We start from the raw sequence: 10,494 nt of genomic DNA, 5'->3' as shown, positions 1-10,494 counted from the left end.
CACATCGGCCGGGCCCTGCGAAACAGGCGCGTGAGGGGTCAGTTCACCATCGATACCAACGGCCGCGGCCGCCACCGGAGGTGGTGGAGCGCATGACGAAGCCGAGAAGCCACAGCACCAGGACGGCGACGGCGACCCACCAGAGGATCTTGATGGCGAAGCCGGCACCGAAGAGGATCAGCGCGAGAAGCAGAACGAGCAACAGGGGAACCATATTTATCAACCTCCAGCCCCCCGTCTGCCCTGCAACGTCACCGGCATGCCACAACGGTGCCTTGTTTATGAAGGGAAAGCCGGGGCACTGGCCGGTTACCGCGACAGCGGCACACAAGTTATGAGGAGGCTCTGTTTCATGACTGCCGGCGAGAAGGCCAAGGCAAAGACCGAGCAGGCCGAGGGCAAGGCCATGGAAGCCGCGGGAAGCGCCATCGGGAATGATCGCATGGCTGCCGAGGGACAGGCGAAGAAGAGCACGGGCGATGCCCGCGAGGCCAAGGAAAAGGCCAAGGACGCATTCAGGCACTGACCTTTCTCTCCGCACCGGGGATTTGAAAGGGGCCTTTCCGGGCGTGATCCGGGAAGGCCCCTTTCGATGGCCTCTCCGAGGCCGGACGCGCAGGCACCGGCGCAAACCGGAGACGCAGGGACGGCAAAGAAGCAGAACGGGCAATGCCCGGTGCCCCACAGGCACGGCGGCGGTGGGTGGCAGGAGGTGAGAGCATCCGCCTCATGGATGATGCAGACGGCCGTGCGGCCCGGTGGCGGGCGGCGCTGCGCCGTACGCCGGTGGCGATCTGGAACGACGACGTCACGGACTGGGCTGCCGCGTTGACGTACTACGCGGTCCTGGCCCTGTTTCCGGTACTGCTGGTGATCCTCTCGATCGTGGGTCTGACCATGCCGACAGCCAAACCGGAGGTCATCGACCGCATGTCGCAGGCCGCCCCGGTCGAGTCCCGCGCTCTGCTGCGCGGCACCCTGCGGCAGATGGCCGAGCAGTCGTCAGCGGCATGGACACTGATCTTCCTCGGCGGGGCGGGAGCCCTGTGGTCGGGATCCAGCTATCTGAGCGTCTTCCGCAGGGCGTTGCACGCCATGCATGGCATCAGTGCACATCGGCCGGTCTGGCGCACCGCTCCGCGCATCATCGCCACGGCCCTCGTCCTGATCTCGCTGCTTCTCACGACTACCCTGGCGTTGTTCCTCACCGGCAGCCTGGCCCGGCGGCTGGGCCGGGCGCTGAACCTGGGCACCGGACCGCAGGCCGTCTGGGACGCACTGCGGTGGCCGGTCGTGGCTGCGGTCGCCGTCGCCCTGGTGCTCGTTCTGTACCGTTCGGGCCCCGCGCCTTCCCGCCCTGTCGGAAAGATGGCGCCCGGCGGCACCTTGGCGGTGGTGCTCCTGTTGGCCGTCTCGCTCGGATTCGCCGTCTACACCTCCCACGCCAGTACCTACCACCGTCTGTACGGTTCACTGGCGGGCGTCGTGGTCTTCCTGGTCTGGCTGTGGCTGGCCAACCTGGCCCTTCTGGCCGGCGCCCAGTTCAACGCGGAGCTGGTGAGACCCGCTCAAGGGAAAGGAGCCGCCCGCGCACTGTCTGTGGCGGACCGCCCGTAGCCTCCGGCCGGATCATTCAGTGCGGCATGCCGTGAGCCTCGAGCGACGCTGGTTGCGCTCCGGCTCCCCGGGTACAGCGATTGAATATGGGTTGTTCCCGCAACACCCGGTCTCACTGAAAGTGATGTATCCGTGACACTTCCCGGCGGCGCCGACGACCGCGCTGAGGGCTCGGGTGAGGATCCGAGCGCCGGCGCGCATGAGATCGCCGATGCCGTGGAACGTCTTGCGCACCTGTGGTCCGTGGCCGCTCAGGAAGCGACGGTGCGGTTGTCCCTCCACCAGCTGCGGGCGCTTCGGGTTCTGGAGACGGCACCGGAGGCCAATCTCACGGGCTTGGCGGAGCGAATGGACATCGGGCTTCCCACCGCCAGCCGTCTCTGTGACCGGCTGGAGGCCGCGGGCATGCTGGAGCGTGCGCTGCACCCGCGCAACCGTCGCGAGGTGCAGCTGAGACTCACCCGTCAGGGGCGCCGTGTTCTGGCAGATGTGGCCCGTCGACGCACTCAGGCCCTTGCCGGAGTACTGACGGCCATGGAGCCTGCGGAGCGATCAGCGCTGGTCCGTGGCATGAGAGCCTTCCTTGCCGCTCAGGGCGAAGCGTCCTTCCAGCCGCCACAGGCGCCATAGGGTCAGCGGTTCGGCCGCGCCTCCGGGCTCGTCCCGGCATCGCGACCAGCCCAGTCGAGGCAGACGACGGCGGCGTCGGAGAGGAGCCCCTCGCTGCCGACGTGTTCGATCAGACCCGCAACGACCGATCGTGCCGCCTCGTGGGGCGAGGTCTGCCGGGTCGCGCCCAGGACCTGGCGCAGGACGCCCTCGCCGAATACTTCTCCGGTCGCCGACCGGGTGCCGTGGACGCCGGTGCTGATGGCGACCAGACGGTCACCTGCCTCGACCTGGAAGATCTGTTCTTCGTAGAGGGTCTCCTCGAACATGCCGAGAGGCATCTGGGCCTCGAGTTCGATGCGCTCGATCGTGCTTCCGCGCTGGCGGTAGAGCTGGGGAGATCCGGCGTCGACGGCGCACACCCTGCCGGTGGCGAGGTCGAAGCGCAGGAGAAGGGTGGAGGCGTACATCTTGCCTCCGTACTGGGAGTAGATGGCCTGGTCGGCGAGGCATGCCTGGTCTGCGAAGCCGATGCCGGCGCGGCGGGCGTTGCGCAGAGCGCCGACGGCGAGACTGGTGAGCAGGGCGGCGTCGATGCCCTGGCCCATGCCGTCGGTGACGGTGAGAGTGAGGTGGTCGGCGCTGGTGGACCAGTCGAAGTTGTCGCCGCCGATGGCGTAGGCCGGCTCCAGGTGGGCGCCGATGACGTATTCGTCGCGGGCGCACCCACGGCCTGGGAGGAGCTGCCACTGCATCTCGGCGGCCAGGGTGAGACGACGGGTGCGGCGGGCCTGGAGATACAGATCGGTGTCCCGGCCCGCTGTGGCGACCTCGTGGCCCAACGCAGTGGCGAAGTCGTGCAGTTGAAGCACCGTGCCCGGGACGGCAGAGGTGCCGGGCATGCGCACGGAGAGCACCCCGAGGCGGTCGCCGCGGACGGCGATGGGCAGGTGAACCATCTGGGTGGCCGGGTCGGCCGTGACTTCCACCACGGGCCTTTGGGTGGTGAAGGCGGTACCGGCAGGGCCGTCGTGGGCGGATACCGGATCGCCGGTGTGCGGCAGATGCGTGACGGGCTGCAGGACCGTCAGGCCGTAGTCGGCGAGGAGGAGCGTCACGTTCAGTGCGCCGAAGCGCTCCGCCAGCAGGCGGCCGGCGGTGGCCACCAGGGCGTGCGGCGGAGCTGCGCGCAGCTGGGCTTCCGCGGACGGGCCCGGTTCAGAGGCATTCACCGTGTCTCCATCCTCTCCCCTTGTGACCTCCACGCTATCGCGATCGGGGTCTAGTCCGGAGTGGTCGGAGCGGCCAGGGTGTGCTGTGAACGGGGCGGGTCGTCGGCCTTGCCGGTACGCGCGTCGCGTGCCTGGGTGTGCTCCGGTTCCCGGGCTTCGGGCAAAGCGGCGTGGCACAGGAGGAGACAGACGTCGTCGTCGCGTTCGGAGTCGTGCACCAAGGGCTTGAGCAGCGACTCGGCACACCCGTCCAAGTCCTCCAGCTCGGATTCGCCCAGGGCGGCCAGGGTCCGGCCGAGCAGCTCGATACCCGGGTCGATGCCATGCGCTCGCCGCTCCACCAGGCCGTCGGTGTACAGGACCAGCGTCGAGCCGGGCGCCAGCTCGGCCGTGTGGTCCTCGTACTCGTAGGGAAGGGGCACTCCGAGCATCACGCCGGGTCGGGTGTCCAGCACGCGCACGGTGCCGCCGGGCGCGCGGACCACGGGCGGAGGGTGTCCGGCGGCGGCCCATACGACGTGGGGGTCGCCGGGCCGGAAGCGGGCGATCACTGCGGTCGCGTACAGGTTCGGCTGCTGGTGGCACAGCATGCGGTGCAGGCGGGTCAGGACCCGGGCGGGGCTGTCGTCCTCGACCGCGTAGGCACGTAGGGCGGTGCGCAGCTGACCCATGATGACGGCGGCGCGCAGCCCGTGTCCGGTGACGTCTCCTACCACGGTCAGCAGGCTTCCGTCGGGTTGGGGGAAGGCGTCGTACCAGTCTCCGCCGATGTTGAGTCCTCGGGTGGCGGGGAGGTAGCGGGCTGCCAGGCGGAGGCCCTCGGCGGGGGGCAGGTCGGTGAGCTGGGCGCGTTGCAGGGCTTCGGCGGTGTCCCGGTGCTGTTCGTAACGGCGGGCGTTGTCCAGGGCGATGGCGGTACGGCGGGCCAGTTCGACCAGCATCACGCCGGTGTCCTCGTCGAAGCGGTCGCCGGGCGCGGTCAGTGTGAGCACGCCCGAGGTGCGGCGCACGGTGAGGGGGATGCACAGCAGTGGCCGGTCCGGGGACAGTGCGGAGGGCGGGAGGTCGTCGATGCCGGGGAATGCACCGGGGTGCGGTCCGGCGTGCTGGGGACGGTCGCAGCGGGCGGCTGCGACCGCCGCGGCGGAGTGGGCGCCGTTCCGGCCCGCCGGTTCGTCGAAAAGCCAAACGTCGACCTGGCTCGCGTACTCGGGGACGAGCAGCTCGGGGAGGCATCGCAGGATGTCCTCCTGGTCGAGGGATGCGGTCACGGCCGCGCTGGCGTCGGCGAGGAAGGTCAGCAGGCGTCGTGCCCTCTCCGCCTGGCCGCGTGCGGCTCGTTCGGCGTCGAGCAGGTCTCGCTGGGTGCGCGCGGCGGCGTCCAGTTCGGCGTGCAAAGCCAGCACGCCCTGGTTGGTCTGGTGCAGTTCCTCGCGGTGCAGGCGGAGCTGCCTCTCCGTCTCGTCCAGCCGGCGCAGGACCGCTGCGGTCTCCTCGTCCGCCGCCAGGACTGCTTCGGTGTGAGCGGTGTCGTCCGGGCCCACTGGCCGGGGCGGGGTCCGGGTCGCAGGGCCGGGACAGGTGAGAGCCAGCCGCCAGGCCGGCGTTCGGTCGGGCTCGGACGCGATGGGTTCTGCGACTGCTCGCACGAGCAGGGTCCCGTCGGACGCGGATGGCTGGACGGTGAGGGTGAGTTGCGTACCTCCCTGGCCGAGACACTCGCGCAGGCGCGTAGTGAGCGCTGTGAGGAAACGAGCCTGTTCGACCGCGGGCGCACCCAGGGCGGCCGTAAGGCGCGCGGCGAAGATCCGGGCGCGGACGGCCTCGGCGGCTGAGGTGATCTTCCGGACGTCCGGCGGGATCACGGGCGCCCGGCCGGACGGTCGCAGGACAGGACGGCCACACAGGTGTCGTCGCGTACGGGGCTGGCGGCGCTGCTGGCATCACGGAGGATGGTCGCGGCGATCGCTGCCGGGTCGTGGGCGAGGAGGCCGGCATCGTCTGGCGGCACCCACCGGCTGGGCAGTCCGTCGCTGTGCAGGACGAGCAGGCTGCCCGGCCTCCAGGGCAGGCGACGCACGGGTACGGTCGCCGGGAACTGGGCGCCGACGATGCCGGGGTGGGAGACGAGGTGCTCCCACGAACCGGCGCTGCGCAGCCGGGCGCCTATGTTGCCGACCCCTGCGAACGCGAGTTCCCCGCTGCCCGTGTCCAGCTGCGCTGCGGCGACCGCAGCCCCGCGGGTGGGCCGTAGTGCCCGGTGCATGTGCCTCAGAATCTCGGCGGGTGGCAGGTGCGCAACGCGGTGCAGCTCGTCGACCGCGGCGCTGGACGCATGGGCCGCCTTGGCTCCGTGGCCGAGGCCGTCGGCGAGCATCAGGGTCATGCGAGAGCCCGATCGGGCGCAGCTCCAGGCGTCTCCGGAGTGCTCGGCCTGGGCGAGGGAGACGTTGATCCCTCCGGCCCCGAAGGCTGACCGGGTCTCCTCCTGTCCGGCGCCCCGGTCGACACGGGCCACCGCGACGGTGCCGCGATGGGTGCTGTACAGGTCGAACGCGCTGGAGATGCGCAGGCAGGTGCCCAGTCCCGCGCCGAGTGACGCCTCACTGGTGGTGTAGCCGTCGCGCATGGCCGCGGTGACATCGCGGATGCCGGGTCCGTGGTCGAGGGCGACGAGCTGCACAGCCGGACCGCGGGCGCCCGTTCCCGGACGATCGACGAGGTCGATCACCAGGCGGCCGCCACCGGCGTGCTTGAGCAGGTTGGTCGCCAGCTCGGTGGCCACCAGGGCCGCGACCGCGGTGCGGTGGGTGTCGAGGCGGGCCTGGGCGCCGGCCTCCTCGGTCGCCACCCGGACGTCCCGCACTCGGGTGGAGTCGTGCACCGGGATGATCCAGACGCGCGTCATCCGGACCTCGCACGAGCGGCGGGCACGCCGGTGGCCCAGGCGACGAGGGTGACGACGGTGCCCTCACCGGGCTTGGTCTCGATGGTGAACTCGTCCACCAGTCGCTTGGCTCCGCTGAGGCCCAGTCCCAGACCGCCCCCGGTGGTGTAGCCGTCGCTCATCGCCAACTCGAGGTCGCGAATGCCGGGGCCGGTGTCGATGAAGGACAGTTCCAGTCCACGCGTCGATCCGTTGACCAGTGGGGTGATCTTCGCCTGCCCTCCACCGCCGTGGATCAGGGTGTTCCGGGCCAGTTCGCTGGCCGCGGTGACGAGTTTCGTCTGCTGCACGAGCCCGAACCCGATTTCGGCCGCGAACTGCCGCACCTGGTGACGCACCCACGCGAGGTCCGCGTCCGAGCCGATCGGCAGGCTCGTCGCGGTGGCGGGATCGGGGGTCGGTGTCACGCACACCCCGCACGTGTGCCCGGGGCGACCGCGGAGGCATCCCGCCGGAGCAGTTCGAGAGCACGTTCCACGTCGAGCGCGGTCACCAGGCCGGGCAGGGTCAGGCCCAGCTCGACCAGGGTGATCGCCACGGCGGGTCGCATCCCGCACAGGACGGTACGAGCGGCCAGCAGGCGGGCGCCGGCGGCGATCTCGGCGATGACCCGTCCCAGGAACGAGTCGACGATCTCGACGCCGGAGACGTCGATGACCACGCCGGTCGACTCGCTGCGGGCGACGCGGTGGGCGATGTCGTGCTGGAGCTGCTCGGCCACGCTGTCGTGCAGCTCCCCATGGAGGGAGACCAGAAGGACGTCCCCCAGCGCCAGGACCGGCACCACCGCCGAGTCGCTCCGGAGGGAGGTGGTCATCGCGGGTTCACACCGGCCGCGCGGGAGACCTCGATGCCCTGCTGGGTGAGCGCGTAGGCCAGGGCGTCGGCCAGAGAGCTGCGGGTGAGCACCGAACTCAGGTCGATGCCGAGGTGCACGATGGTCTGCGCGATGGCCGGACGGATGCCGGAGACGATGCATTCGGCGCCCATCAGACGGGCCGCGGCGACCGTCTTCATCAGGTGCTGCGCGACGAGCGAGTCGACCGTGGGCACGCCCGTGATGTCGAGGATCGCGTAGCGGGCCCGCTGATCCACGATGGCCTCCAGCAGCGACTCCATGACCACTTGGCTGCGGGCGCTGTCCAACGTGCCTATCAGGGGCACCGCGACGACGCCCTCCCACAGGTTGATCACGGGAGTGGCCACTTCGAGCAGCTGCTGTCGCTGCCGCGCGATCAGCTCCTCGCCGGCGTTGACCGTCGTCTCCATGATCACCAGGCTCAGCGTGCCCATCAGGATGGTCAGAGCCAGCAGAACTTCCTGCGCCTCCTCACCGGACAGGTCCTGTACCTCGCCGCGCAGCAGCTCGGCGATCGTCACCCGCAGGCCGACGGCCTCGTCCGCGATCTGGGCAGGGCTGAATCCACTGCGGGCACGCGAAGCGGCCATGCGCCCCAGTTGCTCTCGGGCCGAGTCGAAGCCGGGAGCCGCTAGGTTTTCCAGCCGGCCGGTCGAGGCCACGTCCGCCAGGGCATCCACAACGGTCTTGCACGCCTCCACGGCCTCGTCACGGGAGACGGTGAAGACCGTTCTGAAAAGAGGCACGTCCGCCCACCTCTGGGCAATCTGTTCACGACGGCGCTCCAGGAAGGTCACCAGCTCCCGCGCCGCCGACTCGGCCGCTGCCTGCTCCGACACCTGCATCGTCTCCCTTTAGAACAGGCTGTTGCGCCAGGACCGGCACAGCCCAGTCAATTATTGCCGCATGACAATCATTGACACTGCGCGCGCGGCGGAAGCGACACAGCATCGTCACATTCACGGCTCGCGGTCCCGGCGGCTCAGCGCCCGTGCCAGTCCAGACAGACGACCAGGGCGTCGTCCTTAGGGACCGACTGCCCGCGGTGTCCGGTCAGCTCTCGCAGGACGGCGCGCGGCACCTCGGCGGCGGGCAGGAGGCGGGTGGACATGATCGCCCGAGCCAGGGCGGCATCCCCGTACGCCTCACCCTTCGGCGAGGCGACCGCGTACACCCCGTCGCTGACGAAGACGAGCCGATCGCCGGGCTCGACGAAGAAGTCCTGACCCACGTAGTCGGTCTCCTCGAACATCCCCAGCGGGAGCTGCGCCTCGAAGGTGACGCGCTCGACCACCCCGTCACGCAGCCGCAGCAGTTGCGGGGAGCCTGCGTCCACCACCTTCACCCGCCCCGTGGCGAGTTCGAAGTCGAACATGAGCACCGAGAGATAGCAACGCCCCTGGTAGTGGGCGTACACCGCCTGATCGGCCAAGGCAGCCTGGTCGTCGATGGCGATCCCGGCCCGCCGGGCGTTGCGCAGAGCGTTGATGGCGAGGTTCGTCAGCAGGGAGGCCTCCATGCCCTCCCCCATCCCATTGGTGACGTAGAGCATGAGGTGGTCCGCCGTGGCGGACCAGTCGAAGTTGTCACCGAAGATCGCGTAAGCCGGCTCGAGCTGCGCGCCGAGTTCGTACTCCGGCCCGGCGCAGGAGCGGCCGGGCAAGAGCTGCCACTGCATCTCAGCGGCCAGGGTCAGCCGGTCCTTGCGCCTCGCCTGCAGGTACACATCCGTGTCGCGCTCGGCCACGACCACCTCATGACCGAGCACCTCGGCAATGTCCGCGAGCTCGCCCAGAAGGCCACGCACGCTTTCCGCGCCGGGCAGGGTGACCGAGAGCACGCCCAGCCGGTCTCCGCGCACGGTGACCGGCAGGTGGACGCGCACGGATCCCCCGTGAACGCCCTCCACGAACGGTTCCTGGGCTCCGAAGGCGCGGCCTGCAGGGCTGTTGTGCACCGACACCGGCTCCGCGGTGTGGGGCAGCACCGACACCGGCTGCAGGACGGTGAGGCCGTAGTCGGCCATGAACAACTCGACGGACTGCGCCGCGTACTCTTCCGCGAGCACGCGGCGCACGGCGTCGAGCAACTCGTGCGGAGCCGCCGTGCGCAGAGCACGCTCAGCGGTCACAAATCTGTTCACGATCGTAAATACACCCATCCTTCGGCGGACACACACGGACCTCGCCCGCGCGGCGGAGCCGCCCGGGTCGAGTCGCGCCGGGCCGTCCGAACCATCTCTTGCCACTGCCTGCACCTAGTACGCTGGCGGGCGTCCCAGGTGCCTGCGAGAGTGTGACGGTGACTGTCTTCCGCCCCCGCCCCGAGCCCGTCGAGGTCGCACGCGTGACCTTGACGGCCGTGGAGTTGCTGGAAGTCCTGTGGGGCCGGGCCTCGACCGCGCCGGCCTCTCCGTCCCAGATGCGCGTACTCCTGATGCTCGAACACCAGGACGGCATCAATCTGCGCACCCTCGCCGACTCCCTCGCCTCCACACCTCCGTCCACCAGCCGGCTCTGCGACCGACTGGTGGCCGCCGGCCTCGTCGAGCGGGCGGTCAGCCCCGCCGACCGGCGCGAGGTACGGCTGCACCTCAGCGACCGCGGTCGCGCCTTCCTCGACGATCTGCGTGCACGCCGGGAACAGGAGTTGCAGGCGGTTCTGGAGCTGATGCCCGCCGCCAAGCGGACCGCGCTCCTCGAGGGGCTGGAGGCGTTCTGCGACACCGCTGCACTGCAGATACACGACAACGCCTCGCACGCCGGGGACCAGACGGCCTGACCACAGGGCCGGGCCACCGCTCGCCCCGGCACTCCTGGGCGTGGACGGCCGGCGCACGGAGTGACCTCCGCCCACCGGAACATTGCAGATCCTTCCCCGTGCAGTGCGACTCCGCTACTTTGTTGCCTCACGGCCATAGTTGTCAAATGACAACAGTTGACCCTGCGGCTCCTGTCCTCTCGAATACCCCGGAACCACCACAATTGCATGTGGGATGCGCCTCAGAGACCGAAGGGCACGCCGTCAGCACGGCGGCGTCCGCCGCCGGAGAAGTCCTGCCGGCGCCGACGAAGAGCAGGGCGAAGTGCCCGCTCGCGCCGACACGTCAGCGGGCACGGCGTTGCACGCCGGTGATCGCCTCGCACGGCGAACCCGTCCGGGCGCCGCCCGTTGTCCGCCGAAGCCGCCCCTCACCTCCCCGGGGCGGATCCTCCACCGTCAGACGGTGC

Annotated in this window: 12 protein-coding genes; 4 read left to right on the top strand and 8 right to left on the bottom strand. The window is 70.1% G+C overall.

Annotated elements, in window-relative coordinates; translation table 11 throughout:
* Positions 1 to 43: 43 nt before the first annotated feature.
* Positions 44 to 214 (bottom strand): hydrophobic protein, encoded by a 171-nt coding sequence (locus tag ACFW2E_RS14320; RefSeq protein WP_384466129.1) that lies wholly within the window; start codon positions 212 to 214, stop codon positions 44 to 46.
* Positions 215 to 352: 138 nt separating this feature from the next.
* On the opposite strand from ACFW2E_RS14320, the gene ACFW2E_RS14315 reads away from it, so the two are divergent.
* The 3 genes from ACFW2E_RS14315 to ACFW2E_RS14305 all read left to right on the top strand — a co-directional run bounded on the left by ACFW2E_RS14315 (position 353) and on the right by ACFW2E_RS14305 (position 2,247).
* Positions 353 to 526 (top strand): CsbD family protein, encoded by a 174-nt coding sequence (locus ACFW2E_RS14315; RefSeq protein ID WP_384466128.1) that lies wholly within the window; start codon positions 353 to 355, stop codon positions 524 to 526.
* A gap of 203 nt (positions 527 to 729) precedes the next feature.
* The gene (locus ACFW2E_RS14310) at positions 730 to 1,617 is read left to right on the top strand and encodes a YihY/virulence factor BrkB family protein (RefSeq protein ID WP_384466126.1); all 888 of its coding nucleotides are present in this window, start codon (positions 730 to 732) and stop codon (positions 1,615 to 1,617) included.
* A gap of 132 nt (positions 1,618 to 1,749) precedes the next feature.
* A complete protein-coding gene (locus tag ACFW2E_RS14305) occupies positions 1,750 to 2,247 on the top strand; it encodes a MarR family winged helix-turn-helix transcriptional regulator (RefSeq protein ID WP_384466124.1) in 498 nt (165 codons plus the stop codon).
* Positions 2,248 to 2,249: 2 nt separating this feature from the next.
* Here the strand turns inward: ACFW2E_RS14305 and ACFW2E_RS14300 are convergent, their stop codons facing one another.
* The 7 genes from ACFW2E_RS14300 to ACFW2E_RS14270 all read right to left on the bottom strand — a co-directional run bounded on the left by ACFW2E_RS14300 (position 2,250) and on the right by ACFW2E_RS14270 (position 9,407).
* Complete coding sequence (locus ACFW2E_RS14300; protein ID WP_384466122.1) at positions 2,250 to 3,458, bottom strand: PP2C family protein-serine/threonine phosphatase; 1,209 nt, start codon at positions 3,456 to 3,458, stop codon at positions 2,250 to 2,252.
* A 50-nt stretch (positions 3,459 to 3,508) separates the two neighbouring features.
* A complete protein-coding gene (locus tag ACFW2E_RS14295; protein WP_384466120.1) occupies positions 3,509 to 5,323 on the bottom strand; it encodes a PP2C family protein-serine/threonine phosphatase in 1,815 nt (604 codons plus the stop codon).
* Positions 5,320 to 6,366, bottom strand: coding sequence for a SpoIIE family protein phosphatase (locus tag ACFW2E_RS14290; RefSeq protein WP_384466118.1), 1,047 nt, complete (start codon positions 6,364 to 6,366; stop codon positions 5,320 to 5,322). The genes ACFW2E_RS14295 and ACFW2E_RS14290 overlap by 4 nt, the downstream gene beginning before the upstream one ends.
* Entirely contained in the window at positions 6,363 to 6,812 is a 450-nt protein-coding gene (locus ACFW2E_RS14285) for an anti-sigma regulatory factor (protein ID WP_384466116.1), read from the bottom strand. Before ACFW2E_RS14285 ends, ACFW2E_RS14290 begins: the two co-directional genes overlap by 4 nt.
* Complete coding sequence (locus tag ACFW2E_RS14280) at positions 6,809 to 7,222, bottom strand: STAS domain-containing protein (protein ID WP_384466114.1); 414 nt, start codon at positions 7,220 to 7,222, stop codon at positions 6,809 to 6,811. Before ACFW2E_RS14280 ends, ACFW2E_RS14285 begins: the two co-directional genes overlap by 4 nt.
* Complete coding sequence (locus ACFW2E_RS14275; protein WP_384466112.1) at positions 7,219 to 8,109, bottom strand: STAS domain-containing protein; 891 nt, start codon at positions 8,107 to 8,109, stop codon at positions 7,219 to 7,221. Before ACFW2E_RS14275 ends, ACFW2E_RS14280 begins: the two co-directional genes overlap by 4 nt.
* A 137-nt stretch (positions 8,110 to 8,246) precedes the next feature.
* Entirely contained in the window at positions 8,247 to 9,407 is a 1,161-nt protein-coding gene (locus tag ACFW2E_RS14270) for a PP2C family protein-serine/threonine phosphatase (RefSeq protein WP_384466110.1), read from the bottom strand.
* 152 nt (positions 9,408 to 9,559) lie between these two features.
* Between ACFW2E_RS14270 and ACFW2E_RS14265 the strand changes: the two genes are divergently transcribed.
* A complete protein-coding gene (locus ACFW2E_RS14265; RefSeq protein WP_384466108.1) occupies positions 9,560 to 10,045 on the top strand; it encodes a MarR family winged helix-turn-helix transcriptional regulator in 486 nt (161 codons plus the stop codon).
* Positions 10,046 to 10,494 lie beyond the last annotated feature (449 nt).

Origin of the sequence: Streptomyces sp. NPDC058964 (assembly GCF_042741275.1) — a bacterium.
Lineage (GTDB): Bacteria > Actinomycetota > Actinomycetes > Streptomycetales > Streptomycetaceae > Streptomyces.
The sequence above is the reverse complement of the archived record's forward strand: the minus strand, read 5'-3'. Positions and strand labels throughout refer to the sequence as shown.